A 25229-nucleotide genomic window follows, 5' to 3' on the forward strand; every position below is an offset into this window, starting at 1 on the left:
AATACCCTCCGATTACCCTAAAATTTCCAATTCATTTGTAAGATTGATCTTGCCGTGATTTTCCACGTTTAAAACCGTGCCATTCTCACCATTAATGGTGACACCTTGAATGCGAGTCGGTAGTTGTGTCGTCATTGCTGACACCTCACCTTTCTCATTCATTGATGAAGCGGCAAAACGGTATTCACCAGACGGCAAAACATTTCCCTCATCATCTTGCCTGTTCCATTTATACTCCGCCCCCGTAAGTTCGGCAGTTCTTACCAACTGATTGTTAGCATCATAAATTTTCAAAGTCGCAGACCGAGAGCCTTCAGGAATAACGGTTTTCAATAACACCTCATCCTGAGCATCAGTCACCGCACTCTTACTACCATCCATCATGACTGACTTACCGACTAATGTTGAAGCGCTTAACGCTTGATTAGAGGTGAGTGCTGAGGCCATATTTTCTAACTGATCAGAAATACTGGTTAGCTTTTCTAATGAGCTAAACTGAGACATTTGCGCCACCATATCATTGGTGTCTTGAGGCGCCGTCGGATCCTGCCCTTTAAGTTGCTCAATATAGAGCTTTAGGAACACGTTTTGATCTGCAAGACCCGCTTCAGTGACCGCTTCTGCTGGTTTTTCGATACCAGCCTTAGCCTTAGCACCCTCTGTGCCGTACTGAGCTATTAAGCCATTTAAAGGATTACTATCGGATATATTTGCCATACATCACCTATACCTGACCAAGCGTTAACATTTTCTGCATCATGCTTTTGGCCGAGTTCATAATTTCCACATTAGTTTGAAAGGATCTTGAAGCAGACATCATGTCGGCCATTTCTTCCATTGGGTTTACATTTGGGTAAAACACATACCCTTCTTCATTTGCCATCGGGTGATCTGGTTCGTATCTTGGTTGTAACGGCGCATCCGACTCCACAATGGCATCCACTTTTACCCCAACCCCAGCACCACTCTCATCTATAGTGGCATTCGACCAACCATAATTTTTCATATTGTCATTCATCATCTGTGAAAACACAGGCTTACGCGCTCGATAGGTTTGATCTGCAGAGCTTGCAACGCTGTCAACGTTTGCCATATTACTCGCCACAGTATTCAGTCGGACTGTCTGAGCGCTCATCGCTGAACCTGAAATAGCAAAAATATTACTTATAGACATAAAAATTAGTTCCCTGTCAGCGCTTTTTTCATGCCGCTAATTTTGCGATCGAGAAACATAAAGCTGGTATCAAACTGTAATGAGTTTTCTGCAAATTCAGCTTGTTCACGCTGCATATCCACAGTGTTACCATCCAAAGATGGCTGATTAGGATTACGATAAAAAAGCCCACCTTCTGTTGCACTAGAGCCGCCAGACAAATGGCTCTGACTGGTCGCCGACAACTTCAATTTAGCCTGCTCATTCGCCAACATGCCATCAAAAGAGATATCTCTTGCCTTGTAGTTAGGCGTATCGGCATTGGCGATATTATTTGCAAGTATGGCAGCACGGGCACTTCTAAAACCCAACATTTTATCGTGCCCTGCAAATGCTTTATCGAACGAAATCGCCATCCTAACCTCATATATAAATTTACTGACTTAATACAAAGCAATAATGATGCCAAATAAAAAACACAACAAAATCAACACCTTAAAAATTTATATTTTCTAATCGGCAAAAAGCGGCAATAGAGATTAGTTTAAACAGGTAATTTTTTAGACAAAAAAAGCCCGCTTATTTGCATAAGCGGGCCTCTAGAAAAGAGTTCTAATTACAAAACTTTCGCTTTATAAACAATCCCAGGGTGACACTGAACGATTTCAAAGTAAGCCGACAGACCACTCAAAGCTTCCGCACCACCAAGAAACAAGTACCCTCCGGTTTTTAAACTGGCGTGCATGCGCTTGATAATATCCATTTTCAAATCCGCTGAAAAATAGATCAGGACATTACGGCAAAAAATAATATCGAATTTACCTAAGGCACTAAAAGAGTCGATCAAGTTTAGGTGTTTAAAACTCACTCGCTTGCTGATTTGAGGGCGGATTTTCCAAGTTTTATCGTCAATTTTGTCGAAGTACTTATTTTGAAGGCCCTGGTCCAAACCACGAGCAATGGCTAAGCTGTCGTATTCCCCTTGCTTAGCATGTGCCAAGATATAGGTACAAATGTCCGTTGCAATAATATCACAACGACCACTATGAGCTTTGGATTCCTCAACCACCATACTGATGGAATAAGGCTCTTGACCGGTCGAAGAAGCCGCCGACCAAATCCTTAATGGGGCGTTAGCATGCTCAGGCAGCAACTTATTTTTAAGTATGTCGAAAGGATGGGAATCCCTAAACCACAAAGTTTCGTTGGTCGTCATGGCGTTAATGACTTCCTCTTTAAGCTTAGGGTTACGGCCCACTTCAAGGATGTCAACTAGACGCTCGATTTTATCCAGCTTCTCGCGCTCTAAAATGCGGCCCAAGCGGCTTGCCACTAAGTACTGTTTGTTATCACTAAGTGAAATACCACAGACTTTTTGCAAGTAATCTCGAAACCTAACATAGCCATTAGGTGTAATAGCGTTGGCACTACTGAGCATTAACACTCCATATTACAGACTCAACTTTGAGCCTTAAGCTCTGACAGTTATTAAACAAAGTCGAGTTAATTACTCACTTTGCACCTGGACAGTCTCAATCGCTAATCTTGCTAGCTCATCGGGTTGAAACTTAGCAAGGAAGCCATCTGCACCCACTTTTTTAACCATCGCTTCATTAAATACACCGCTTAAAGATGTATGCAACAAGATAAACAAGTCTTGTAAACGACTGTCATTTCGAATGGCTGTGGTTAATGTATAACCATCCATTTCAGGCATTTCTATATCAGAAATAACCATAGCAAATTCTTTTGTGACATCCGCGCCATCAGCAACCATACCTTGCAAGTATTCTATAGCCTCTCGACCATCACATAAGACGGTGGTAGCAAAGCCAACCTGCTCCATACAGCGCTTAATTTGTTTACGAGCTACAGAAGAGTCGTCCACGATTAAAATATGATGCTGCTTCGCATTCGCTTGCACATCATCTGTCACTATGCCATCAGAAATAGCCTGACGAGTCGGAGCCACTTCAGAAAGAATTTGCTCCACATCAATAATTTCGACCATTTCTTTATCAACCTGACAAACAGCTGTTAAATAGTTGTCATTTGATAAGCCTTTTGGCGGTGGTTGAATATCACTCCAGTTCATATTTACGATTCGTTCAACTCCGCGTACCAAGAAGCCTTGTATACGACGGTTATACTCAGTAATAATAACAAAGCATTGACTGATATTTTCGATTGGGCTGGCCCCTGTAGCAAGACCAAGATCAAGAATAGGAATCGTGCCGCCACGAATATGGGCAACCCCTCGAACAACAGGGCTACTGTGAGGCATGGTTGTCAACTTAGGACATTGGAGAACTTCTTTTACTTTAAAAACGTTAATGCCGTAGATTTGCTTACCATTCAAACGAAACAGCAACAATTCCAGGCGATTTTCTCCAACCAGCTGAGTGCGTTGGTTTACACTATCTAAAACGCCAGCCATACATGCCTCCAACAAATCTTAAGTAAACAGCAAAAAGGGGAACTACCCAGTGTTAAAAGATAATGCCCAATGATAGAGTGATTTTTATCAATTTACTAATATCTTATCCCCTATCTGATATTAAATACACAACTAGAGATAAAGAGTGTTCATTATGCGAGTAGCAAGGCTAACGATAGCCTTCATTTGTTTACAAATCGGTGGAAGTTTGGCGGCTTCGATTGAAGAGCAGCTAAACCACTTCATCAATGAGGTTGAAATTCCACGCTTGGCGACAATTTACCCCAACGCCAATATCAAAATAGCGCTCAACAATTTAGCCTCCCTAAACTACCTTCCAGCTTGCCAAGATGAAACAGTAAACATCAGCAATCAAAGAGAAGGCGCTGCGAAACGCACCAACTATGTTATAAGTTGTCAAAACCCTGTTTGGAAGTCCTATGTTCCTGCCACTCAATCAATCCTAGTATCAGCAGTAAAAACCAGCGCCCCCATTAAACGAGGCGACACTATTAATCGGTCCAATACTAGCATTGGTGAAGTGGATCTTGTTGACCTACGCGGGCAATACTTTACTGTTGAGCGCCCTCCATACGGTTTGGTGGCCTCTCGCAACATAAGAACAAACACTTTTATTACCAGCACCAACACAAAACAACCTTTACTAATAAAGAAAGGAGACCAAGTCCTCATCACCGCAAGAAGTGGTAGCATCCAGGTTAGAATGAACGGTATAGCATTAGAAAGTGGCATCATGGAGCAACAAATTCGTGTCAAAAATGCCAGCTCAGGACGAATTATTTACGGTAAAGTTGTATCTAGTGGTGAGGTTCTTGTAAACTATTAAACAGCTTTGCATCACACAGATTGGCAAAATTATTTTTAGCTAAATATTTCTAAAGTTTTAATTAACTTGGCCGATAGTGTTGTTAGATAAAACAAATTAAGGCGGAAACATAATGGCAATACACTTAACAGGGTTATCTACCCAGAATAGTGTCGGCAAGAATGAACGTACTTCGAAAGAAGGTGCGTCAGGCACTTCTGTAGAGAGTAATAATGTCCGCAGCAACGAAAAAATGGCGGAAGATACAGTACGTCTAAGCGGTGCAGCACAAACATTGCAAAGCCAAGAAGCAAAGATCAATAGTCTTCCAGATGTTGATATGGAAAAAGTTGAGCAGATTAAACGTGCTATTGCGGCAGGTGAATACCGCATAGACTCACAGAAGCTGGCCAACAATATGGCCTCTATGGATTCTTTATTCTAGGTCGATGTATACATTACACGGCCTTTAAGTTCCTACCTTTATGCTACCACTTGCCCCTATTTTCATCAGAAGCAAAGAGATACTACTAGAGCTATCAAATCTTCTTGATGAAGAAAGGGTTGCTTTCGGTGGATTAAACAGCGACATCATATTATCCCTTGCAGAGCAAAAACAAACCTTACTTGAAGAGATGAACGCCCTAAACGAAAAGCGCATAAAGGTTCTGGTCAAGTTTGATGTTGTTGATCGAAAAAATCCTACCGAACAAGAATTTAAATCCTGGCTTGCCAAGCAAGATGATTCAATGGATGACATTCGACAGCTCATGCAGGAATGTGAGAGCGCATTGCAAGAATGCAAAACGAAGAACCACAGCAATGCTCGCATTCTGAACACACTGCAAAAACGCAACAAGAGTCTTTTTGAGTTACTGCAGGGTCATAGCAACAAAAACAAAGTCTATACCGCCAGAGGCGCTACTCATCCTGTCAGCAGTAAGCATACCTTAGGCAGAGCCTAAGCCTCTTCTCTGTACTCACACTGAGCACCACAAGCTTCAAAAAAGTCTTTTTTTTCATATAGATGGACAGCAAATACACCCTCAAGGCTTCAATAAAACAGTTAAATCGTTATATACTATGCCTCTTCGCGTCCCCGTAGTTAAATGGATATAACATGGCCCTCCTAAGGCTAGGTTGTAGGTTCGATTCCTGCCGGGGACGCCATTTCAAAGCGCAATCAACTCTTTTCATATGAGTATAAAAAAGGCCTCCTAAGCATCTTAGAAAGCCTTTTTTTCAGAAACTGGTGAACATTATTCCACGTCAACAATCTCATAACTGTGAATAATTTTAACGCCACCTTTTTCCAGCATCAAAGAAGCCGAGCAATACTCTTCCGCAGAAAGCTTAACCGCTCGAGCCACTACACTCTCTTTCAGTTTACGGCCAGTCACAACGAACTTCACCCGGATCTCAGTAAAAACCGCAGGAACGGCATCAGCACGGTCAGCTTGAATTTCAGCCACACAGGACACAACATCTTGACGAGATTTTTTTAAAATCCCCACAACATCATAAGAGGTACAGCCACCTAACCCCGCTAAAATTAGCTCCATAGGACGAGGACCTGCAACCTGCTGCCCATCAATCTCTACTTTAAATCCTGAGCCAGTTTCCGCTGTAAAATGAACATCTTCTTGCCAACTTACTTTTGTTTCCATCAACTTTATTTCACCTAATCTGTTTACTTAAACAACTCAGCCAACTTTTGGCCTGGGTTATCTGCACGCATAAACGCTTCACCCACTAAGAAAGTGTGAATATCTTTCTCTCTCATAATCGCCACATCATCACGAGTATGGATACCGCTTTCAGTAACAATTAAACGATCTGCCGGTATACTGTCCATCAACTCAAATGTATGATCCAGGCTCAATTCGAAACTGTGTAAGTCTCGGTTATTGATACCTAACAACTCTGTTTGAGTATATTCTAGAGCCAATTCAAGCTCTGGGCGATTATGCACTTCCACCAGCACGTCCATCCCCAAATCTCTCGCCATGACATCTAATGCTTGAAGCTTTTCACCGCTTAGGCACGCAGCAATCAGCAAAATGCAGTCCGCCCCGATAGAGCGAGCTTCTAACACCTGATATTCATCGACAATAAAGTCCTTACGTATCACAGGCAACTGACAGGCCGCGCGAGCTTCCACTAGGTAATCTTCATGGCCTTGGAAAAAGTCACGATCAGTCAAAACAGACAAACACGCTGCTCCAGCCGCCTCATAAGATTTAGCAATATCCGCCGGAAAGAAAGCTTGGCGCAACACCCCTTTACTAGGAGAGGCTTTTTTTATTTCTGCAATTACAGCGGCTTCTTGCTGAGCAATCTTGGCTCTTAGAGCCTTAGCGAATCCACGAGGCGCATTATGTACATTCGCGACAGAAGCCGCTAATTCGAGGCTTTCATAAGGGGAGTGTCCCTTACGCTCGGCAATTTCTTCGAATTTACGAGCAACGATTTTCTTTAAAATTGTAGGTGTTTCAACTTGCATCAAGCTATAGCTCCTATCCACTACAAGGATTCGTTATCCATGAAACAACGAGTAAAACTCGCCAATTCAGACATCTTTATTTTTGCCATACCACTACCAATAACGTCTTCAGCAATGATCACCCCTTCCGCTAAGCTATCAGCGACACCACACACATAAATCGCAGCCCCTGCATTGAGGGCGACAATATCGCGAGCAGGATTAACTTCCCCTTTACCCTCTAAGGCTGTCTTGATCAAAGCTAAACTTTGCTCTGCATCTTGGGCTTGAAGAGGCGCTACACTTTGGATTGGTATGCCAAAGTCTTCAGGAGATATCTGGTATTCAAGAATTTCGCCATTCTTGAGCTCGGCCACATCGGTAGCAGCAGCTAAACTGATCTCGTCTAAACCGTCTTGCGAATGCACGACCATTACATGTTCACTGCCCAAAGCTTTTAATACTTCGGCAATTGGGCGTAACCATTTTTTATCGAATACGCCCATAACCTGACTTTTGGCGTTAGCAGGATTTGTTAGTGGTCCTAACAAATTAAATATGGTTCGCGTGGCCATCTCTTTTCTTGGGCCTACCGCGTACTTCATAGCGGAGTGATGATTTGGCGCGAACATAAAGCCCAAACCAATTTCATCTACACAACGACTTACTTGCCCAGTCTCTAAGCCAAGATAGATTCCAGCTTGTTCAAGTACATCCGCACTACCAGATTTAGAGGACACAGAGCGGCCACCGTGCTTGGCGACCTTACCGCCCGCTGCAGCAACAACGAACGCCGAAGCGGTTGAGACATTGAACAAGTTACCGCCATCACCGCCTGTACCACAGGTATCAACAACATGCTCGAAAGGCACATCGACTTTGCTAGAGAGTTCTCGCATAACCTCGGCGGCAGCAATAATTTCATCAACACTTTCGCCTTTCATTCTAAGGCCAATTAAAAAACCACCAATCTGAGCGGGTGTGGTCTTTCCTGTCATTATATCGTTCATCACGACACGCATTTCAGCGCTGCTTAAATCGTTGCCTTCTACAACGCTGGCAATTGCTTTTTGGATATCCACCCACATCTCCTACCGTGTCAAAAAATTCGCTAATAAGGCATGACCTGCCTCAGTTAAAATCGATTCAGGATGAAATTGCACACCTTCAACAGACAAGTTTTTATGTCGCAATCCCATAATTTCATCCTTTTCTCCCGCTTCATTATAAGTCCATGCAGTGACCTCTAAGCACTCAGGCAAATTGTCTTGAGAAACTACTAAAGAGTGATAACGCGTTGCGGTTTGCGGGTTAACAACCCCCGAAAAAACCCCTACTTCTTTATGATGGATCAAAGATGTTTTCCCATGCATAACATTTTTAGCACGAATCACCTCACCGCCAAAGACTTGAGCAAGACTTTGATGACCTAAGCAAATACCTAAAATAGGGATACGCCCTGCAAAAGCCTCGATTGCAGCCATAGAGATGCCTGCCTCATTAGGCGTACAAGGGCCTGGAGAGATCACTAAATGGCTGGGTGCAAGGCGCTCTATTTCAGCAAGACTAATATCATCGTTGCGGTACACTTCTACTTCGGCACCTAGTTCACGAAAATATTGCACTAGGTTATAAGTAAAAGAGTCATAATTATCGATCAGTAACAACATGTTGAACGCTAGACCTAAACTAAATGAGGCTAGGTTGCTCCGACTTCTAATAAGCTCATCGAACAACCTGTTAATTTCTAGTGATTCTACACTTTACTCCCATGACTGTCTTCTCCTTGACTGGATAAGTGGATCGATCAATTAAAAAACGATACCGCTCTATACTTCGCTAAAACCACCTAAGTAGACAAATAAAACTAGCCTCTTATTTCATACTGATAACTATACAGCGAAAGGTCTTTACATGTTATCTTGCACGCTCAGCATCGTGTTTTAAGGACTCCCCGTGCAAGGTCAAATCGCCGTCTTAATAGAAACGTTAATTCAAGAAGAATACTCTGCCGAGGCGGTTAGACAGGCTATGTCTGATCTGAGTCCAGATGATGTTGCCTTAGCACTTGAATCTCTCCCTCTTGCCCAACGTAAACAGGCTTGGGAAAGCATTAAAACCGCCAACCGTTTAGACATCTTAGTCGAAATGCGTGGAGAGTCCCGTCAGCTACTATTAAAAGAGCTAGATGATGTTGAGATCGAAACCCTGTTTTCGGATGTGGACGCAGAAGACCTATTGGAAATGGCAGATTCTTTGCCAGATAGGTTGGTGGATATTGCTCTCAACCAGATGGATAACAAGCAGCGTGAATACTACCAACAAGGTGTAGTATACGACGATGACATTGTCGGTCGCTGGATCGATCACGATTTGTTGATTGCCTCCCAATCCATTCGCGCTTCCGAAGCGTTAAGACTGTTAAAAAAGCACACACCCAACTACACGGATATGATTTATTTGGTCAATCGCACTGGCCGTTGGGTAGGCTGTGTTAAGTTCGACCAGCTTTTTAAAGCTCAAGGGCACGATCCGGTTTCAAGTTTAATTGACGAAGAATGCCCGTTTATTTTATCCAGTGCAGAACTTACTAAGGCTTCTGAACAACTGGAGCGCTCTAGCTTATGTGCAATTCCAGTCGTGGACGACAACCATATTTTATTGGGCCGATTTCATGCGGGCCTTGCGATGGAAACCTGGCGTTTAGAAAATGAAGCCCAGCAAATGTCTACCGCCGGTTTAAATGAGGAATCAGACCTTTTTGCTCCGGTACCTCGAAGTGCCGCTACCCGTGGCATTTGGCTGGGTATCAACCTATTGACCGCATTTCTTGCCTCCGCTTTCATTGGCATTTTTGAGGCTACCTTACAGCAGGTGGTAGCCCTCGCGGTTCTTATGCCTGTTGTTGCTTCCATGGGCGGCATAGCAGGTAGTCAGACCCTTACACTTATTGTTCGAGGCTTAGCATTAGGCCAAATTACCCGCAGCAACTTAAAATCCTTGCTCTCTAAAGAATTAAAAGTCGGCGTATTAAACGGTGTGCTGTGGGCACTGGTGATTGGCGCCATCACCTTATGGTGGTTCCAAAATCCAATGCTCGGTGTGGTGATCGCCTGCGCCATTATTCTCAATATTTTAATGGCCGCTTTATCAGGTGTTCTGATCCCGGTATTGCTGGACAAACTGAAGATTGACCCTGCACTTTCAGGTTCCGTGATTCTTACCACCGTGACAGATATTGCAGGTTTCGTCGCCTTCCTAGGGCTAGGCACTTTATTTTTGTTGTAACATCCCAACAGATAGAGACAAGTATTTTCTTGCACCAAATATAGAGACAGTTTAATGAATTGGGAAACCGTAGAATATTACATAGGCTTGGGCGATACGGAAATGCACTGGATAGTACGCGTTTTTTTAGTCGTATCCATCACCCTAGTCGTAAACTTTATCGCCACTCAAATGCTCGCTCGCCTAGACAAACAGCTTGAGCGCACAAAAACCCCTTGGGATAACGTACTTATCTTCGCCGCCAGAAAGCCCTTGGGCGTTTTCATTTGGCTGGTGGGTTTAAGCGTTGCGGCGGAAATTTCCGAATCCGAGCTAGACCCAGGATTTTCGACACTGATTAGCAACGCCCGAGAAATCGGCGTCATCATTATTCTTACTTGGTTTGTACTGCGCTGTATTTCTGGTGCCGAAAAAGCGTTAACCAGTTCTGAAAAGGTAGCAAATAAGGTGGACTACACCACCGCCAGCGCTATCAGTAAATTGCTAAGAGCCTCTATCATCATTACTTCTGCTTTAGTGATTTTACAGAGCCTAGGCTATAGCATTTCTGGGGTATTGGCCTTTGGGGGTATCGGGGGCATCGCTGTCGGCTTTGCCGCTAAAGACTTACTAGCCAACTTTTTTGGCGGCTTAATGATTTATCTAGACAGACCTTTTGCTATCGGTGATTGGGTACGCTCTCCAGACCAAGATATTGAAGGGACGGTTGAACACATTGGTTGGCGTCAAACTCGCTTACGTACTTTTAACAAACGCCCCCTCTACATTCCGAACTCCACCTTCTCTCTGATTTCGGTAGAAAACCCTTCTCGCATGTCGCATCGACGCATCAAAGAAACCATCGGCGTGCGTTACGATGACTTTCAAAAATTGCCACAGATCATTGCTGATGTGAAGTCCATGATAGCCAATCACCCAGACCTAGATACGAATCAGATCTACATGGTGAACTTTAATCAGTTTGGCCCTTCTTCCTTGGACTTCTTTATTTACACCTTTACCAAGACAACGGACTGGCGAACCTTTCATAACGTTAAACAAGACGTTCTCTTTAAGATCATGGAGATTATTGCTTCCCATGGCGCTGAAGTGGCCTTCCCAACTCAAACCATTCATTTAGCGGATGCCATACCAGAAGGCCCCAATAAGGCCTCTTAAGCAAGCAGACATAAAAAATGCCAAGCGGTCACTTATAACGAGTGACAGACGCTTGGCATTTTTACTTAACAAACAACCTAAAGTAACAATTCTGTTAAGTCATCTACCAAAAGATCTGCACCTAAGCTAGCGAGATCGACGCCTTGGTGATAACCATAAGTTACTAAGGCGCATTTAAAGCCAGCTTGATTGGCCGCTCTAAAGTCTGTGATCGAATCACCAATCATCAGACACTTTTCTGGCGCCGCTTCAATTGCCTCACTACAATGCAACAAAGGCAGAGCGGAAGGCTTTTTCTCATCTAAGGTGTCACCACCCAGTAACCAAGCAAAATTCTCTGTTAGCCCAAAATGATCCAACATGGGTTTTACAAACACACTTGGTTTATTGGTAATCAATGCCATAGGCACATTATTATGCTTACAGGCTTTTAGAATCGCTTGAACATTTGGGTACAAGCGCGTGTTATCCGTTAGGTGCTGATGGTAATGCATAAGGAAAACACGATAGGCTTCTTCGTGATGCTTAGGTTCTAAATCTGCCCATTGCATCGCTTGCTCAATCAGTTTGGCTGACCCAAATCCAACCCAGCCTCGCACTCGTTGCTCTCCTGCAAGAGGGACATCAAAATGCGCTAAGAAGGCATCTACAGCCCCTGCGATATCTGGCACACTGTCCATCAAGGTACCATCGAGATCAAAACACACTAGTTCAGGCCAACCGTCAAACCATTCTAAAAAGTGCTTTGGGGTCTTCATGGTCGCACACTCGCCAATGCTTTACGCATGCTATCAATCACAGCCTTGTAGTCTTCTTTACCAAAAATGGCAGAGCCTGCAACAAAAGTATCTGCTCCGGCCGCGGCAATTTCGGCAATGTTTTTCTCGCTTACGCCACCGTCAACTTCCAAACGGATGTTGTAACCGCTGGCATCGATCATAGCGCGCGCTTCACGCAGTTTATCAAGGGTGTTTGGAATAAAACTTTGACCACCAAATCCTGGGTTAACCGACATCAATAACACCATATCCACTTTATCCATGACGTGCTTTAAATGATGTAACGGTGTTGCTGGGTTAAACACTAAACCGGCTTTGCAGCCGCCATCACGGATCATTTGTAGAGAGCGATCAATATGCTCGCTGGCCTCCGGGTGAAAGCTAATATAAGAAGCACCCGCCTCAATAAAGTCGCTAATCATACGATCAACCGGCTTCACCATGAGATGAACATCAATTTCAGCCGTCACACCATGCTTACGCAATGCCTTACAGACCATAGGGCCAATGGTTAGGTTAGGCACATAATGGTTATCCATCACGTCAAAGTGAATAATATCGGCCCCATCTGCTAATACCTGATCAACTTCCGCACCTAAACGAGCAAAGTCAGCGGAAAGGATCGAAGGGGCAATGAAAAAATCATTCATATCTGGCTCCAGCAGTGACACAATAAAAAAATCGGTATAAAACAAAGATTAATTTTAACAAGCGATGCATCAGAAGTATTGAATTCTATGAACAAAAACGCGCTCAATAACCATTTAATTGGCCTGATTTTACTGTTCGGTGTAAATGCCAGCGTTGGGGCAGACGACGACCGTACACAAGGGGCAGATAAGTACAGTCAGCCCATGCCGCAAACCATGCGTATGGATGCATTAGTTCAGCAACTCACCAACAAGCACCAGAGCCACCAGATACAGACCTTAGAAGCCGACGATGACCGCTTCCTTGCGCTTTATAATAAAGCCGTTACTCGCGACTCCATTGGCTGCGTTATCTTGCTACCCGCGGATAATGAACACCCAGACTGGCCCCATACTATCAGCCCCATACGCAACCAACTTCCTGACTATAGCTGGTGCACTATATCCATAGAATTACCCGACATCACCAATAGAGCTCAGGCGGTGACGAGTGAAGCGCCCTCTAATGACAATGAGGACGCAGCTGAACTCATCCTAAAGGAGCAGAACGTTATTAATGCTCGCATTCAAGCTAGCATTGATTTTGCCAAATCAAATAATGCGCAGAGTATTGTTTTATTAGGAGAAAAGACTGGAGCAAGTTACGCGTTAAATTTTTTAGCAGACAATCCTAACGCCGCGCAAGCTCTGGTTATGATAGATATTAAGGCCCCTGAAGAAGCCTCGGAATACCTGATAGCTCAGCAATTAATAAACATTAATAGCCCTGTCCTAGACTATTACTCACCCTTAAACATGGGACGCTTTAACCTGTGGCGCAAGCAGGCCATGAATCAAAATTCCAACAATAGTCGCTATTTACCCATAGAATCCAACAACGATGTACTTGATGAATCCAACCAACAACAGCTGGTTCAAAGGGTGAGAGGCTTTCTTAAACAAAACACCGCACAAATAAACCAGCGTAAAACACTCAGTGCGTTTTCAAAAGGGCTCTTTTATTAAGCCCTTTCGTCTTTTATTTACGAGACTTTTTGATCAACTCATACGCTGATTGAATCTCTTGGGTACGCTCTTTCGCCAACTCGATCATTTCGTCTGGCAAGCCTTTCGCACTGAGTTTATCCGGATGATTTTGACTCATTAACTTGCGGTAAGCTTTCTTGATCTCAGCATCACTCATTTCAGGCTTCACAGCCAAAGCATCGTAAGCAGATTTCAACAGGTCGGAAGAGTTGCTGGCATCACCAGATGACTGGTAGCCTTGTCGAAAGTGAGCCTGCTGCTTAACCTGCAAATGCAACGCTTCAAATTCGGCAACTGTCACACCAAGATAAGCGCACACCTGAGAAACTAACGACTTTTCTTCCACACTAAAGTGGCCATCCGCATAAGCAGACACCAAAAGAATTTCGAGTAAGGTTCGTGTTAGGTCACCCGGCCCCACCACTTCTTTAAAATGATTCAGTACAGGCACATAGTCAAAATTGTCCGCTTTACCCTCATTAAACAATTGTTTGGCTTGTTCTTGAGCCGCTGGGGAAAGACGCAAACGCTGCATGACAGCTTGAGCCAATTGAATTTCTGCTTGAGAAACCTGACCATCAGACTTGGCCAAACGCCCCATCAATAAAAATAAAGTGCGAAAGAAAGCTTCCTGTTGAGCACGGACATTGCCACGGCGAGCACCAATGAAACCACCACCAGACTGAGATCGGTCAATAAAACTGCCGATAAAGAACCCGAGTACCCCGCCCACAAATCCCATTAGGATGTAACCCAAAATGGCACAGACAATTTTCCACATAAAGATATTTCTCCAGAATCGGTAGCCCCTATGGGCCTGCTTAGATTATCATTTAGCTTTAACGTGGACCCATTCATGGGACAAGTCCAGTTTGGACAATCATTTATTGTTAACAAGTATACCCTGTATGGCCAAGTATTTACGCCCCTGCACAATATTTTTGCATAGTCTTTTCTTCATTCCTCTTGCCCAAGCCAATCAATGGGGCTGGGTTCCTCGTGAAGCACTTTCTACTGAACAACAAACGAATTTAAATCGCTATTGCCAAGGATCCTATATTAACAACTGGCATGCGACAGACACATCTGACACCACTTTAGTGGCTGATATGATGAAAAGAAACGAGAAAGGCGTTGTCCATTTGGAAGGCAACGCTGAGATCCAACAGCCCGAATCGACTCTTTATGCACAGACAATTGACGGTATACCAGATCAATATTATCAAGCTGAAGGAAATGTGCGTGTACAAAATTCGAATCAGCTTATTCTCAGTGATAGTAGTTATATATCAAGTAACGGTTTACAAGACACCCGCTTTAACAACGCCCAGTTTTTAAGCTATCAGTCCGGAATACGTGGCGCTTCTCAATCCTTGTCTCGCAACGAGCAAGGCGTTGTTTTCATCGAAGAGGGTTTTTACACCAGTTGTGAACCCACTCAAGAGAGTTGGAAACTGTATGGTAGCGCTATCGAACTCGATCCGAATACAGGCTTTGGTACAGCAAAACATGTGCGCATACACATTGCTAATATTCCTGTTTTTTATGTGCCTTGGTTGCGTTTTCCCATAGATGATCAACGACACACTGGTTTTTTATTCCCAAGCTTCAGTTACTCAGGTAATGACGGACTCAGTGTTTCCGCTCCTGTTTATTGGAACATTGCCCCCAACTACGACGCAACGATTACCCCCAACTACGTACAGAACAAAGGGGAAGGTCTTGATATCGAGCTGAGGCATTTAGGAGAATACGATGAAACTACCTATGAGCAGTCTAGTTTTTATGACAATGATGAAGGTGAGCAAACCCTACAAAAATTCACATCCAAATTAACTTTTACTGAAAACATCACCGCAGGGGTAACGTTAGAAGACAACCCCACAGATGACTTATACCCAGAGGTAAACACCACTTCTATTGGTGAAAAGGACGACTACGAACGCAGTGCCTACGTAGCCTACTCGAAAGGCAATTTCAGCAGCAAAATCACTCAGCGTCGTTACTTCACGCCCGATTCGTCCAATGACGAACCCTTCGATTGGTTGCCTCGAGTTGAAAGCTCTTATCGAGTGGCAGGGGAACTGATCGATTACTCACTGGCCGCTCAGTACACAGATTTTTATGACCCTGCAGAAGATGACTTCGACGGTCAGCGTGGTGTCTTAAATCAAGACCTTTCCGTTGATTTGAGCAATGCTTGGGGCAGCTTCAGCCCAGGTGTATTAGTGCAATACCGAGATTACAACCTCAATAGTTACACTGGCTCAGATAGTACTTCCTCAATCACTCATGCCAGTGGCTACTTCGATTCCAGCATCGCGTTTGAGAGAGCCATTAATGTAAATAACGGCATTTGGCGACAAACGCTGGTGCCGCGCTTAAGTTACTTAAACGCACCTTATGTCGATCAAGACGACATCCCTGATTTTGATGCCAGCGAACCGACAATCACCTACTCCCAAGCGTTTAGCCATGAAAGGTTTTCCGGTGATGACCGCATTGGCGACACGGAGCAAATGACATTGGGGGTGGAATCCAGTCTTTATGATGTCAATAATGTGGAAAGATGGACATTTAAAGTCGGACAAGTATTTTATTTTGAAGATCGCTATGTTGATATAGACGGCGATACGGACAGTGATACTGCTGTGGACAGCGATACACACAGCGACATCCTTACGTCGGCAAGTTACAATGGCGACCGCTACAGCCTCACTAGTAACGTTAACTATGATCTAGATGACGGAAGCTCAGACTTGGCACAGCTTGTACTAAAAATGCAGCCTACGGACGACATAAAGATCAACTTAAGTTATCTGTACACCATAGATAACAGCGATTCGGATGACGATGCCAAACAAGCGAGCTTCAGTACCATATTTCCGCTAAATAGAAATTGGTCCATGTTCACCCATCATACGTACGACTTTTTTGACGATGATACCACCAAAGAGGTGGTCGGATTAGGCTATGAAAACTGCTGTGTCAAAGTCTCACTAAGCTACCAAGACTGGGTAGACGACGATGACGAAAGCGATAGAGGCATCTTTTTACAATTTATATTACGCAGTTTAAGCACAGTCGGCAGTCAAAATACCGAAGCCAGCATTGCTGATGACTACTGGAACAAAGGACAAGTTGGATACTAACCATGAAGTTGTTTTCTTTTTACACCGCTATTTTACTTATGTGCGTACCGTTTTACGCCGCTCACGCAGAACAAACTAAAATTGATGGCATTGTTGCCATCATTGATTCAAAAGCGATTTTAGACAGCGATATTAATACGCGCTTCCAAGTAATTAAAGAGCGTATTCCCGGTGGGCAAATGACGGACAACATTCGCCGTCAAATTCTTAATCAGATGATCGACGAAGCCTTGCAAGCCAATTATGCTAAAAAAATCGGCATGCGCCCTTCTAGCTCAGAAGTAGACAAAGCCATTCTTGGGGTTGCACAAAACCTAAAGATGGATCTACAGGGCCTAAGGCAAGTTCTCAGTCAACAAGGTATTAATTACAGTCGCTATCGTGATCAAATTGAGCAGGAAATCCTAATCAACAGCATCAAAAAAGAAATCATCAAAAGACGCATTGTGATCTCTGAACAGGAAATTGATGATTACTTGAGCTCAACCACCAGCATCAGTAAAGAAAAAGATCAGGTTCGCCTACGCCACATTATTATTCGCGCCACAGACCCGGTGAAGGCCAAGCTAAAAATTGAAGAAATCGCACAGCAAATCACCAGCGAAAGTGATTTCATTGATCAAGCGATTGCATCTTCTGAAGGTCAGTTTGCTATTCAAGGGGGCGATCTTGGCTGGCGTCCATTAAACCAATTACCTCCTCTATTTGTACGTGCCCTTGAGCAAGAAAGCGGCCAACTCATTGGACCATTGCGCAGTAATGCAGGCTTTCACTTATTGTGGGTGATGGAAAAACGCTCGCCAAACACCACATTGCAAAAACAAACCAAAACTCGTCACATCTTGGTTCGTCCAAATGAGATCCGCAATGACACTCAAACCAAAGCCTTAGCCGATAAGCTCTACACTGATTTAAAAGAAGGTGCAGATTTTGCCGCCCTTGCTAAAGAATACAGTGAAGACCAAGGCTCAACCCTACAAGGTGGTGATCTAGGCTGGGTAACACCGGGCACTATGATCCCGACCTTTGAAAACGTGATGAACGAGACCGCCATTGGCAGTGTCAGTCAGCCTTTCAAAACTCAGTTTGGCTGGCATATTCTAGAAGTAGAAGGCCGCCGCGATGAAGACGTAAGTGATCAAGTTAAACGTGCCAATGCAAGACAAGCATTAACCGCGCAAAAACAAGACATAGTGCTCAGTAACTGGTTAGAAGAGTTACGTGCCGATGCCTTTATCGACTTGAAGGAATAGCTTTAAAGATGACACCGGCCCCTTCCTCTAGCCATCCTCTAGTGGCCATTACCTCAGGTGAACCTGCGGGTATTGGTCCGGATATTATTCTTAGTGCACTAAGCGAGCAAAACTTCCCTGCTCGCTTAGTCGTATTAGCCGACCCGAACCTACTTCGACAGCGCGCTCAATGCTTGGGCGTTACAGTAAAAATCTGCGAAGTCGACAATGCTCAAAAGGTAGGCCCTCATCAACAGGCGCAAATCCAAGTATTGCCCATAGCACTTTCCCAAACCTGCCAACCAGGAGTGCTGGATGTTCGTAACGCTAACTATGTTTTAGAAACCCTTAAACAAGCGGGTGAAGGCTGCCTTAGTAAAGACTTTGATGCCATAGTGACGCCGCCTGTTCACAAAGGGATTCTTTGTGAAACCGGTGTTCACTTCTCTGGGCATACGGAGTTTTTTCAGGCATTGAGTCAGTCTCCACACGTGGTGATGATGCTAGCGACTGAAGCCATGAAAGTGGCTTTAGTGACCACTCACCTACCATTAAAAGACATTTCTACGGCGATAACCCCAGACACAATCAGCCGAGTAGTAAGAGCTCTCAATCAAGATTTAATTGACAAATTTGCGATCGTTCAACCTAGAATTCTGGTTTGTGGACTCAACCCTCACGCGGGTGAAGACGGCCACCTTGGCAAAGAAGAGATTGAAGTCATCACGCCAACCTTAGAAGCATTACGCCAAGAAGGCATTAACCTCATCGGCCCTCTCCCTGCCGACACTCTATTCACACCAAAATATTTAGATAATGCAGACTGCGCCTTGGCGATGTATCACGATCAAGGCTTACCTGTGTTAAAATACTCTGGATTTGGTAACGCGGTGAATATCACCCTTGGGTTACCCATGATTCGAACATCCGTCGACCACGGCACTGCTATGGATTTAGCAGGCACAGGCAAAGCAAATAACGGCAGCCTAAAAGTGGCTATCCAACACGCCATTAATATGGCCAATAACGCGAAAAAACATCTTTAATGAGTAGACCACAAGCACACAAGGCCCGTAAAAGATTCGGCCAAAACTTCCTCCATGACCATGGTATCATTCGACGCATTGTTGCCTGCATCGGCCCTAAAAAAGGTCAGCGCATTGTTGAAATCGGCCCAGGTAAGGGCGCTTTAACAGAAGGCATCATTAGTGTCACGGAACGTATGGATGTGGTCGAACTTGATCGCGACCTAATCCCTATTCTCAAGGTGAACCTTTTCCGCTACCCAGACCTAACCGTCCACGAAGCGGATGCCATGAAGTTTGATTTTTCTTCATTGGCCACTCATGAACAAGCGATTCGTGTGGTTGGCAACTTACCTTACAATATTTCTACACCGCTTATTTTTCACTTGCTCAGCCAAGCAGAAGTCATTGAAGACATGCACTTTATGCTGCAAAAAGAAGTGGTAGATCGCCTTGCCGCCCGCCCGGGAGACAGCTTATATGGTCGTCTCAGTGTGATGGCACAATACTACTGTTCAGTAGAATCACTCTTTATCGTTGGCCCTGAGTCGTTTGACCCGGCGCCAAAAGTTGATTCTGCTATCGTACGTATGACACCACACAGAACCATGCCCTATCAGGTATCGGACATTAAAAAACTAGAAGACATGGTTCGAATTGGGTTCCACCAGCGCCGTAAAACTTTGCGTAATAACTACAAAGGAGTGCTGGACAATGATGACTTTGAAAACCTTAATATTGACCCAAGCTTACGCCCTGAAAGACTGGATGTTGAAGACTTTGTTAACATTACAAACTATGTAATACAGAAGGAAAGTTAGATGCAAAAATACGACATAGTTGTGTCGGTTAGGACAGAATATCTTGCCCATCAGTCAACACCGGAAGAGTCACGTTATGTTTTTGCTTACCATATTTCCATCACCAATTGTGGTACCGAAACCGCACAATTAAAAACTCGTCATTGGGTCATTACCAATGGCGACCAACGGGTCCAAGAAGTAAAAGGCGACGGTGTTGTGGGCGAGTTCCCACACCTAGAGTCTGGAGCTTCTTTCCACTATACCAGTGGCACGGTTCTTGAGACTGCGGTTGGGGTGATGCAGGGCAGCTATCAATTCCAGGCCGATGATGGTACGTCATTTGAAGCGTCTATAGAGCCTTTCACACTTTGCGCACCCAACCAAATACACTGAGGCTTAAATGGCTACCTATGTTATAGGCGACCTACAAGGGTGCTTAACCCCTCTGTTTGAGCTATTAGAAAGCATTCAATATAAAGCCGAGTCCGATACACTTTGGTTCGCAGGAGACCTCATCAACCGAGGCCCGGAATCCTTAGAGACTCTACGTTTTATCAAGTCCTTAGGAGACGGAGCGGTAGCAATCTTGGGTAACCATGATTTACACCTACTGGCCGTCGCTTATGGTCATAGCAATTTAAAACGTAATGACACCTTATCCGAAATACTCACGGCCAGCGACAGAGACGATCTGATCGAGTGGTTAAGGCAGCGTCCTCTTTGTCATTATGATGCGTCTTTCAACACCATCATGACCCACGCTGGCGTCCCTCCGTGCTGGACGCTTGAACAGACCCTTGGTTTCGCTCAAGAAGTGGAAGAACAATTGCGTGGCGAAGACTTTCACAGTTACTTTGCCACTATGTATGGCAACAAGCCGGCTAAGTGGAATGACAAACTGGTGGGTATGGACCGCTTACGATGCATTACCAACTACTTAACTCGTATGCGCTTTTGTGATGCTGACAGCGTCCTAGACCTCAAATCTAAAGAGTCCCCAGACAACGCCAAACAGAATTACGCCCCTTGGTTTGACTACCCATTGCAGCTGCCTCAAAATTGCCAAGTGGTTTTTGGTCATTGGGCCGCACTGGAAGGCATGGCCAATAAAGAAAACATTCACGCCCTAGACACCGGTTGCGTCTGGGGAGGCAGCCTGACTGCTTTACGCCTAGAAGACCAACAAAAATTTAGTACACCTTGTTCAACAAACTGGAAGAATTCATGACTTATACCTGTATCGATATTGCCGATGCCCTCCCAATCATTGAAAACGATGCCACGATTGTCGACATACGTGACCAAGTGAGTTTTCAAACCAGCCATATGACGAATGCAATTAACCTAAACAATGACAATGTGCCGGCTTTTATTGAGCAAACAGATAAATCCAAACCTGTGATTGTATGCTGCTACCATGGCAACAGTAGCAAAGGTGCGGCCGAGTATTTAGCGGCTCAAGGCTTTATAGAGGTCTACTCATTAAATGGTGGCTTTAGCCAGTGGAGCGCTATGTTCCCAGAGCAATGCGACATGAGCATTTAACCCAGCATGGCAAGTTATCAAACCTATCTTGTTGGTGGTGCAGTACGAGATGAGTTACTCGGGCTGCCGGTCATCGACAGGGATTGGGTGGTGACGGGAGCGACACCCGAACAACTCGAGCAGCAAGGCTACCAGCAAGTGGGTAAACAATTCCCTGTTTTTTTACACCCGCAAAGCAAAGAAGAATACGCTCTCGCCCGCAAAGAAAAAAAGCAAGGAGTGGGCTATACAGGGTTTATCTGTGATTTTTCACCCGATATTAACCTTGAAGAGGACTTAGAGCGAAGGGATCTGACCATAAATGCCATCGCTCAGAGTGAGGATGGTGAGCTAATCGACCCCTTCAATGGCCAACAAGACCTTGATGATCGAATCTTGCGACACGTCTCACAAGCATTTACGGAAGACCCCCTTAGAGTCTTACGAGCCGCACGTTTTGTAGCACGCTTCCATGATTTTGGTTTTACAATAGCCCCAGACACATTAACGCTCATGCGCACCATTAGCCAATCCGGCGAATTGAAAAGCTTAAGTGCAGAACGCGTTTGGAAAGAAACAGAAAAGGCCCTTTGCACTTCGAATAGCGGCCAATATTTCTCCGTATTAGAAGAAGCTGGCGCACTAGAAAGTATCTTCTCGGAATTGGTATGGTGTAAGCAAAGCTGCACGATATTGTTAAGCGAAGGCACTTTGACCCCCCAACAGCGCTGGGCGATTATTTGCCACCGCACCCCCGTTGCGGAGCTACAAACTTTACAGCAATCCTTACGCGTGCCGAATCAGTTTAAATTACTCGCCGAGCAAGCCAGTCATTTCATGCATCAATGCAGCCCCCAAATGACAGCACAGCAATGGGAAGGCTGGATTATGTCGGTCAGCGCAGTTAAGAAACCACAACCGTACGAACGGCTCATTCAAGTGCTAAGCGCCCTGACCCAAACAGAGCAACAAGATTGGCTTGCCCTTAGACAGCAGGCTGCTAGTGTTTCACCTGCTAATTTTATAAAACAAGGCTTTAGTGGCGCCGAACTGGGTCAAGCTCTAAAAGAAGCTCGAATCCAAGCCCTAAGCAAGATGGACAGTCCCTTTATTGTTCAGCTAAGCGACGAATCTTAACACCAACCGCCCGTGCAGCAGGGACAGCACCGGGTTTACGCAAGGTTAGGGTCACCTCGGTTAGAGAAAATGCTTCGATTAACTTAGCCACTAGGACTTCCGCTAAAGTTTCAATCAGCTCAAATTGCTCTGTGGCACAAAAGTTTAAGATGTAATTTGAAATGGCTTCATAATCCAAAGTGAGAGACAAATCATCTGTCCCCGCCGGTAAACGATTGTCGTGACTCATTTCTAGATCAAACACCAGCTCTTGTTGGATCTCTTTTTCCCAGTCATATACACCAATCACAGCTTGGGCTGTCAGCCCTTCTATAAACACGATATCTTGCATTAGGCTTCCTTAATGGCTGGCAAATCGGCTAAAGGCCAACGCGCCTTTATGGTTAAACTCAAATCCGAAGACTGCCCATTTACCAGACGCTGTGCCCCGGCATAAGCGATCATGGCACCATTGTCGGTACAAAATTCCGGTCGCGCATAAAAGACACTGGACTTGATTTTCTTCAACTGGCTTTCCAGTTGCTCACGCAAATGCTGGTTGGCACTCACACCACCTGCAATAATCAACTGTTTTAACCCTTCACTTTCCAGCGCTCGGCGACATTTAATCACTAGGGTATCTACCACGGCGGATTGAAACGCCAGCGCTGCGTCCGCTTTGAACTGCTCATCACAACGCTCTTCATCTAAAGCTTCATGAACCGCTGTTAAAAAAGCTGTTTTCAAACCACTAAAGCTGAAGTCGAGCCCAGGCCTGTCGGTCATAGGGCGTGGGAATTTCAATCCTGACTTAGGGTTGCCTGATTTCGCCAAGGCTGCAATTTGTGGCCCGCCAGGGTAGGGTAAACCAATCATTTTGGCGGCTTTATCAAACGCCTCCCCTGCAGCATCGTCGAGAGATTGGCCCAATAAGCGGTATTCACCAATACCATCCACACGCACCAATTGTGTGTGGCCACCCGATACCAACAACGCCACAAACGGCATTTCAGGTTGGGTTTCTTCCAACATTGGCGCCAACAAGTGTCCTTCCATGTGGTGCACACCTAAGGCAGGAATATCCAATGCATGCGCCAAAGAGCGACCGATTGTCGCCCCAGCCATAAGAGCGCCAACCAAACCAGGGCCACTTGTATAAGCAATGGCATCCAATTCTTGTTTATTGATGCCAGCTTGCGCTAAAACTTCATCGATTAATGGCAAGGTTTTTCGCACATGGTCACGGGAGGCCAATTCTGGAACCACACCACCATACTCTGCATGTTGGGCGATTTGAGAATAAATTGTGTGTGCTAATAAGCCATTTTCGGTATCGTAAATAGCAATCCCCGTCTCATCACAAGACGTTTCTAACCCCAAGACTTTCATGGCAATCATCTCTTAACGTAATTTGTCGGCATTGTACCCCATTCAGATCCAGCATTGCAGACTTGTGCTCAATTTCCTTAGGCTAGCTTTGGTATAACGTTAGACAGTCGAATAAAAACACTTTATAATGCGCGCGTTTTCAATGTTTAAATTAAAAGGCAGGTGATTTTTCGAGTTTGCACCAAGTTGCAAGAAAGCAATTAGGAAGGCAGACACCCTTTAAAAAAAGAGTAAACCGTTACAGACGCGATCTAGTCTGTTCAGGGTAAGAAAAATGATCCGATGGATCTCATCCTGTTCAACCAAAGCGCGCTTTGAAAGCCCTATAAATACGGGTATGATTCACGCCGTTTTGTGAACACTTAAATTTAAAACATTATTTGAAAGGTAATTTACATGCCAGCAGTTAAAGTAAAAGACAACGAACCATTTGACATCGCTCTACGTCGCTTCAAGCGCTCTTGTGAAAAAGCAGGCGTTTTGGCTGAAGTTCGTCGTCGTGAATGCTACGAAAAACCAACAACTCTTCGCAAACGTGCTGCAGCCGCTGCTGTTAAACGTCACGCTAAGAAAGTTTCTCGCGAGCAGAAAAAATTCCAACGTTTGTACTAGGCCAATCTGCCGTTTGGCATTTTACTAGAAAACAAATGTTAGCCTAGACGTACAACACTTTTAGGCTTATAAAAACGGCTAGTTAATTAAACTAGCCGTTTTTTTTGCTTTTAATTTTAGAGAGGATTTTATGTCAGCACTTAAAAAGAATATTTCCGACACCCTTAAAGTCGCAATGCGCGCGAAAGAAAAACAACGAGTTACCGTCATTCGCACCATTTTATCCGAATGTAAAAAAGTAGAAGTCGACGAGCGCATTGAGCTAGACGATGCTCGCGTATTGGCCATCCTAGATAAAATGAACAAACAACGTAAAGACTCCAACCAGCAATTCCTAGACGGTGGCCGTGAAGATCTTGCCAAAATCGAGCAAGAAGAAATGGTAATTATTAGCGAGTTTCTACCAACACCCTTAACGGATGATGAAGTTGCTGCAATCGTCAAAGCCGCTATTACAGAAACGGGCGCTAGCTCTATGCAACAAATGGGCGCTGTAATGGCCATTGTTAAGCCTCAAGTACAAGGTCGTGCCGACATGGCGCAAATCAGTAAGCAAGTTAAAGCACAATTAGGCTAA

General features: G+C 44.6%; 30 protein-coding genes and 1 tRNA gene. 17 read left to right on the forward strand and 14 right to left on the reverse strand.

Features of this window, described 5'->3' with window-relative positions:
• Positions 1–12: 12 nt before the first annotated feature.
• From ABJF92_RS12560 to ABJF92_RS12580, 5 genes are all read right to left on the reverse strand, one after another.
• Positions 13–717, reverse strand: a complete 705-nt coding sequence (locus ABJF92_RS12560; protein ID WP_446816130.1) for a flagellar hook assembly protein FlgD — start codon at positions 715–717, stop codon at positions 13–15.
• 7 nt (positions 718–724) lie between these two features.
• The gene (gene flgC / locus ABJF92_RS12565) at positions 725–1174 is read right to left on the reverse strand and encodes a flagellar basal body rod protein FlgC (RefSeq protein ID WP_446816131.1); all 450 of its coding nucleotides are present in this window, start codon (positions 1172–1174) and stop codon (positions 725–727) included.
• Positions 1175–1179: 5 nt separating this feature from the next.
• Positions 1180–1569 (reverse strand): flagellar basal body rod protein FlgB, encoded by a 390-nt coding sequence (gene flgB / locus ABJF92_RS12570; protein WP_446816132.1) that lies wholly within the window; start codon positions 1567–1569, stop codon positions 1180–1182.
• A gap of 200 nt (positions 1570–1769) precedes the next feature.
• A complete protein-coding gene (locus tag ABJF92_RS12575) occupies positions 1770–2591 on the reverse strand; it encodes a CheR family methyltransferase (protein WP_446816133.1) in 822 nt (273 codons plus the stop codon).
• 69 nt (positions 2592–2660) lie between these two features.
• A complete protein-coding gene (locus ABJF92_RS12580; RefSeq protein WP_446816134.1) occupies positions 2661–3590 on the reverse strand; it encodes a chemotaxis protein CheV in 930 nt (309 codons plus the stop codon).
• A 154-nt stretch (positions 3591–3744) separates the two neighbouring features.
• On the opposite strand from ABJF92_RS12580, the gene flgA reads away from it, so the two are divergent.
• From flgA to ABJF92_RS12600, 4 genes are all read left to right on the forward strand, one after another.
• Positions 3745–4437 carry a flagellar basal body P-ring formation chaperone FlgA gene (gene flgA, locus ABJF92_RS12585; RefSeq protein ID WP_446816135.1) on the forward strand — a complete coding sequence of 231 codons (693 nt, stop codon included), beginning with the start codon at positions 3745–3747 and terminating at the stop codon, positions 4435–4437.
• A 112-nt stretch (positions 4438–4549) separates the two neighbouring features.
• Entirely contained in the window at positions 4550–4861 is a 312-nt protein-coding gene (gene flgM, locus ABJF92_RS12590; RefSeq protein WP_446816136.1) for a flagellar biosynthesis anti-sigma factor FlgM, read from the forward strand.
• Positions 4862–4901: 40 nt separating this feature from the next.
• Positions 4902–5381, forward strand: coding sequence for a flagella synthesis protein FlgN (locus ABJF92_RS12595; RefSeq protein WP_446816137.1), 480 nt, complete (start codon positions 4902–4904; stop codon positions 5379–5381).
• Positions 5382–5511: 130 nt separating this feature from the next.
• Positions 5512–5586, forward strand: a tRNA-Arg gene (locus ABJF92_RS12600).
• 89 nt (positions 5587–5675) lie between these two features.
• Here the strand turns inward: ABJF92_RS12600 and ABJF92_RS12605 are convergent.
• The 4 genes from ABJF92_RS12605 to ABJF92_RS12620 are packed head-to-tail and all read right to left on the reverse strand — an operon-like array spanning position 5676 to position 8568.
• A complete protein-coding gene (locus tag ABJF92_RS12605; RefSeq protein WP_446816138.1) occupies positions 5676–6083 on the reverse strand; it encodes an OsmC family protein in 408 nt (135 codons plus the stop codon).
• A 23-nt stretch (positions 6084–6106) separates the two neighbouring features.
• The gene (gene trpC / locus ABJF92_RS12610; RefSeq protein ID WP_446816139.1) at positions 6107–6919 is read right to left on the reverse strand and encodes an indole-3-glycerol phosphate synthase TrpC; all 813 of its coding nucleotides are present in this window, start codon (positions 6917–6919) and stop codon (positions 6107–6109) included.
• Positions 6920–6939: 20 nt separating this feature from the next.
• Complete coding sequence (trpD, locus tag ABJF92_RS12615) at positions 6940–7980, reverse strand: anthranilate phosphoribosyltransferase (protein WP_446816140.1); 1041 nt, start codon at positions 7978–7980, stop codon at positions 6940–6942.
• Positions 7981–7989: 9 nt separating this feature from the next.
• The gene (locus ABJF92_RS12620) at positions 7990–8568 is read right to left on the reverse strand and encodes an anthranilate synthase component II (protein WP_446816141.1); all 579 of its coding nucleotides are present in this window, start codon (positions 8566–8568) and stop codon (positions 7990–7992) included.
• Between the two features lie 286 nt (positions 8569–8854).
• Between ABJF92_RS12620 and ABJF92_RS12625 the strand changes: the two genes are divergently transcribed.
• Both ABJF92_RS12625 and ABJF92_RS12630 read left to right on the forward strand, forming a co-directional pair.
• A complete protein-coding gene (locus ABJF92_RS12625) occupies positions 8855–10186 on the forward strand; it encodes a magnesium transporter (protein ID WP_446816142.1) in 1332 nt (443 codons plus the stop codon).
• Positions 10187–10240: 54 nt separating this feature from the next.
• Positions 10241–11344, forward strand: a complete 1104-nt coding sequence (locus ABJF92_RS12630; RefSeq protein WP_446816143.1) for a mechanosensitive ion channel family protein — start codon at positions 10241–10243, stop codon at positions 11342–11344.
• A gap of 77 nt (positions 11345–11421) precedes the next feature.
• Here ABJF92_RS12630 and gph read toward each other — a convergent pair whose 3' ends face one another.
• Both gph and rpe read right to left on the reverse strand, forming a co-directional pair.
• A complete protein-coding gene (gene gph, locus ABJF92_RS12635; RefSeq protein WP_446816144.1) occupies positions 11422–12102 on the reverse strand; it encodes a phosphoglycolate phosphatase in 681 nt (226 codons plus the stop codon).
• Positions 12099–12773, reverse strand: coding sequence for a ribulose-phosphate 3-epimerase (rpe, locus tag ABJF92_RS12640; protein ID WP_446816145.1), 675 nt, complete (start codon positions 12771–12773; stop codon positions 12099–12101). Before rpe ends, gph begins: the two co-directional genes overlap by 4 nt.
• An 87-nt stretch (positions 12774–12860) precedes the next feature.
• Here rpe and ABJF92_RS12645 point away from each other — a divergent pair, with 87 nt between their 5' ends.
• Positions 12861–13778 carry a DUF3530 family protein gene (locus ABJF92_RS12645; RefSeq protein WP_446816146.1) on the forward strand — a complete coding sequence of 306 codons (918 nt, stop codon included), beginning with the start codon at positions 12861–12863 and terminating at the stop codon, positions 13776–13778.
• A 13-nt stretch (positions 13779–13791) separates the two neighbouring features.
• Here the strand turns inward: ABJF92_RS12645 and djlA are convergent, their stop codons facing one another.
• Positions 13792–14580 (reverse strand): co-chaperone DjlA, encoded by a 789-nt coding sequence (gene djlA, locus ABJF92_RS12650; RefSeq protein ID WP_446816147.1) that lies wholly within the window; start codon positions 14578–14580, stop codon positions 13792–13794.
• 127 nt (positions 14581–14707) lie between these two features.
• On the opposite strand from djlA, the gene ABJF92_RS12655 reads away from it, so the two are divergent.
• Genes ABJF92_RS12655 through ABJF92_RS12690 form a run of 8 tightly spaced genes read left to right on the forward strand, consistent with a single transcriptional unit; the run spans position 14708 to position 22672 of the window.
• Positions 14708–16951, forward strand: a complete 2244-nt coding sequence (locus ABJF92_RS12655; RefSeq protein WP_446816148.1) for an LPS-assembly protein LptD — start codon at positions 14708–14710, stop codon at positions 16949–16951.
• A gap of 2 nt (positions 16952–16953) precedes the next feature.
• On the forward strand, positions 16954–18204 hold the full coding sequence (locus ABJF92_RS12660) for a peptidylprolyl isomerase (protein WP_446816149.1): 1251 nt from the start codon (positions 16954–16956) through the stop codon (positions 18202–18204).
• A gap of 8 nt (positions 18205–18212) precedes the next feature.
• Positions 18213–19229 (forward strand): 4-hydroxythreonine-4-phosphate dehydrogenase PdxA, encoded by a 1017-nt coding sequence (gene pdxA / locus ABJF92_RS12665; RefSeq protein ID WP_446816150.1) that lies wholly within the window; start codon positions 18213–18215, stop codon positions 19227–19229.
• A complete protein-coding gene (rsmA, locus tag ABJF92_RS12670; RefSeq protein ID WP_446816151.1) occupies positions 19229–20029 on the forward strand; it encodes a 16S rRNA (adenine(1518)-N(6)/adenine(1519)-N(6))-dimethyltransferase RsmA in 801 nt (266 codons plus the stop codon). The genes pdxA and rsmA overlap by 1 nt, the downstream gene beginning before the upstream one ends.
• The gene (gene apaG, locus ABJF92_RS12675; protein ID WP_446816152.1) at positions 20030–20404 is read left to right on the forward strand and encodes a Co2+/Mg2+ efflux protein ApaG; all 375 of its coding nucleotides are present in this window, start codon (positions 20030–20032) and stop codon (positions 20402–20404) included.
• A gap of 7 nt (positions 20405–20411) precedes the next feature.
• The gene (locus ABJF92_RS12680) at positions 20412–21239 is read left to right on the forward strand and encodes a symmetrical bis(5'-nucleosyl)-tetraphosphatase (protein WP_446816153.1); all 828 of its coding nucleotides are present in this window, start codon (positions 20412–20414) and stop codon (positions 21237–21239) included.
• Positions 21236–21556 (forward strand): thiosulfate sulfurtransferase GlpE, encoded by a 321-nt coding sequence (gene glpE, locus ABJF92_RS12685; RefSeq protein WP_446816154.1) that lies wholly within the window; start codon positions 21236–21238, stop codon positions 21554–21556. Before ABJF92_RS12680 ends, glpE begins: the two co-directional genes overlap by 4 nt.
• A 6-nt stretch (positions 21557–21562) precedes the next feature.
• Positions 21563–22672: a tRNA nucleotidyltransferase gene (locus ABJF92_RS12690; RefSeq protein WP_446816155.1), complete on the forward strand. Its 1110-nt coding sequence runs from the start codon at positions 21563–21565 to the stop codon at positions 22670–22672.
• On the opposite strand, the gene folB is transcribed toward ABJF92_RS12690, so the two are convergent.
• Together folB and tsaD are read right to left on the reverse strand one after the other, a co-directional pair.
• The gene (gene folB, locus ABJF92_RS12695) at positions 22644–23003 is read right to left on the reverse strand and encodes a dihydroneopterin aldolase (RefSeq protein ID WP_446816156.1); all 360 of its coding nucleotides are present in this window, start codon (positions 23001–23003) and stop codon (positions 22644–22646) included. The genes ABJF92_RS12690 and folB overlap by 29 nt on opposite strands.
• Positions 23003–24040 carry a tRNA (adenosine(37)-N6)-threonylcarbamoyltransferase complex transferase subunit TsaD gene (gene tsaD / locus ABJF92_RS12700; protein WP_446816157.1) on the reverse strand — a complete coding sequence of 346 codons (1038 nt, stop codon included), beginning with the start codon at positions 24038–24040 and terminating at the stop codon, positions 23003–23005. Before tsaD ends, folB begins: the two co-directional genes overlap by 1 nt.
• 396 nt (positions 24041–24436) lie before the next feature.
• Here tsaD and rpsU point away from each other — a divergent pair, with 396 nt between their 5' ends.
• Together rpsU and ABJF92_RS12710 are read left to right on the forward strand one after the other, a co-directional pair.
• Positions 24437–24652 carry a 30S ribosomal protein S21 gene (gene rpsU, locus ABJF92_RS12705; protein ID WP_009835737.1) on the forward strand — a complete coding sequence of 72 codons (216 nt, stop codon included), beginning with the start codon at positions 24437–24439 and terminating at the stop codon, positions 24650–24652.
• Positions 24653–24782: 130 nt separating this feature from the next.
• On the forward strand, positions 24783–25229 hold the full coding sequence (locus ABJF92_RS12710) for a GatB/YqeY domain-containing protein (RefSeq protein ID WP_446816158.1): 447 nt from the start codon (positions 24783–24785) through the stop codon (positions 25227–25229).

The organism is Marinomonas sp., from assembly GCF_039940335.1.
Lineage (GTDB): Bacteria > Pseudomonadota > Gammaproteobacteria > Pseudomonadales > Marinomonadaceae > Marinomonas.

Bases quoted from the DNA above. Each gene is read 5' to 3' on its own strand.
- glpE (WP_446816154.1), top strand. From the start codon at position 21,236: ATGACTTATACCTGTATCGATATTGCCGATGCCCTCCCAATCATTGAA.
- ABJF92_RS12630 (WP_446816143.1), top strand. From the start codon at position 10,241: ATGAATTGGGAAACCGTAGAATATTACATAGGCTTGGGCGATACGGAA.
- ABJF92_RS12595 (WP_446816137.1), top strand. From the start codon at position 4,902: ATGCTACCACTTGCCCCTATTTTCATCAGAAGCAAAGAGATACTACTA.
- ABJF92_RS12575 (WP_446816133.1), bottom strand. From the start codon at position 2,591: ATGCTCAGTAGTGCCAACGCTATTACACCTAATGGCTATGTTAGGTTT.
- pdxA (WP_446816150.1), top strand. From the start codon at position 18,213: ATGACACCGGCCCCTTCCTCTAGCCATCCTCTAGTGGCCATTACCTCA.
- flgA (WP_446816135.1), top strand. From the start codon at position 3,745: ATGCGAGTAGCAAGGCTAACGATAGCCTTCATTTGTTTACAAATCGGT.
- folB (WP_446816156.1), bottom strand. From the start codon at position 23,003: ATGCAAGATATCGTGTTTATAGAAGGGCTGACAGCCCAAGCTGTGATT.
- djlA (WP_446816147.1), bottom strand. From the start codon at position 14,580: ATGTGGAAAATTGTCTGTGCCATTTTGGGTTACATCCTAATGGGATTT.
- ABJF92_RS12605 (WP_446816138.1), bottom strand. From the start codon at position 6,083: ATGGAAACAAAAGTAAGTTGGCAAGAAGATGTTCATTTTACAGCGGAA.
- gph (WP_446816144.1), bottom strand. From the start codon at position 12,102: ATGAAGACCCCAAAGCACTTTTTAGAATGGTTTGACGGTTGGCCTGAA.
- ABJF92_RS12710 (WP_446816158.1), top strand. From the start codon at position 24,783: ATGTCAGCACTTAAAAAGAATATTTCCGACACCCTTAAAGTCGCAATG.
- ABJF92_RS12655 (WP_446816148.1), top strand. From the start codon at position 14,708: ATGGCCAAGTATTTACGCCCCTGCACAATATTTTTGCATAGTCTTTTC.
- apaG (WP_446816152.1), top strand. From the start codon at position 20,030: ATGCAAAAATACGACATAGTTGTGTCGGTTAGGACAGAATATCTTGCC.
- ABJF92_RS12560 (WP_446816130.1), bottom strand. From the start codon at position 717: ATGGCAAATATATCCGATAGTAATCCTTTAAATGGCTTAATAGCTCAG.
- flgM (WP_446816136.1), top strand. From the start codon at position 4,550: ATGGCAATACACTTAACAGGGTTATCTACCCAGAATAGTGTCGGCAAG.
- rpsU (WP_009835737.1), top strand. From the start codon at position 24,437: ATGCCAGCAGTTAAAGTAAAAGACAACGAACCATTTGACATCGCTCTA.
- ABJF92_RS12580 (WP_446816134.1), bottom strand. From the start codon at position 3,590: ATGGCTGGCGTTTTAGATAGTGTAAACCAACGCACTCAGCTGGTTGGA.
- flgC (WP_446816131.1), bottom strand. From the start codon at position 1,174: ATGTCTATAAGTAATATTTTTGCTATTTCAGGTTCAGCGATGAGCGCT.
- ABJF92_RS12660 (WP_446816149.1), top strand. From the start codon at position 16,954: ATGAAGTTGTTTTCTTTTTACACCGCTATTTTACTTATGTGCGTACCG.
- ABJF92_RS12645 (WP_446816146.1), top strand. From the start codon at position 12,861: ATGAACAAAAACGCGCTCAATAACCATTTAATTGGCCTGATTTTACTG.
- ABJF92_RS12690 (WP_446816155.1), top strand. From the start codon at position 21,563: ATGGCAAGTTATCAAACCTATCTTGTTGGTGGTGCAGTACGAGATGAG.
- flgB (WP_446816132.1), bottom strand. From the start codon at position 1,569: ATGGCGATTTCGTTCGATAAAGCATTTGCAGGGCACGATAAAATGTTG.
- rsmA (WP_446816151.1), top strand. From the start codon at position 19,229: ATGAGTAGACCACAAGCACACAAGGCCCGTAAAAGATTCGGCCAAAAC.
- rpe (WP_446816145.1), bottom strand. From the start codon at position 12,773: ATGAATGATTTTTTCATTGCCCCTTCGATCCTTTCCGCTGACTTTGCT.
- trpC (WP_446816139.1), bottom strand. From the start codon at position 6,919: ATGCAAGTTGAAACACCTACAATTTTAAAGAAAATCGTTGCTCGTAAA.
- ABJF92_RS12620 (WP_446816141.1), bottom strand. From the start codon at position 8,568: ATGTTGTTACTGATCGATAATTATGACTCTTTTACTTATAACCTAGTG.
- ABJF92_RS12680 (WP_446816153.1), top strand. From the start codon at position 20,412: ATGGCTACCTATGTTATAGGCGACCTACAAGGGTGCTTAACCCCTCTG.
- tsaD (WP_446816157.1), bottom strand. From the start codon at position 24,040: ATGAAAGTCTTGGGGTTAGAAACGTCTTGTGATGAGACGGGGATTGCT.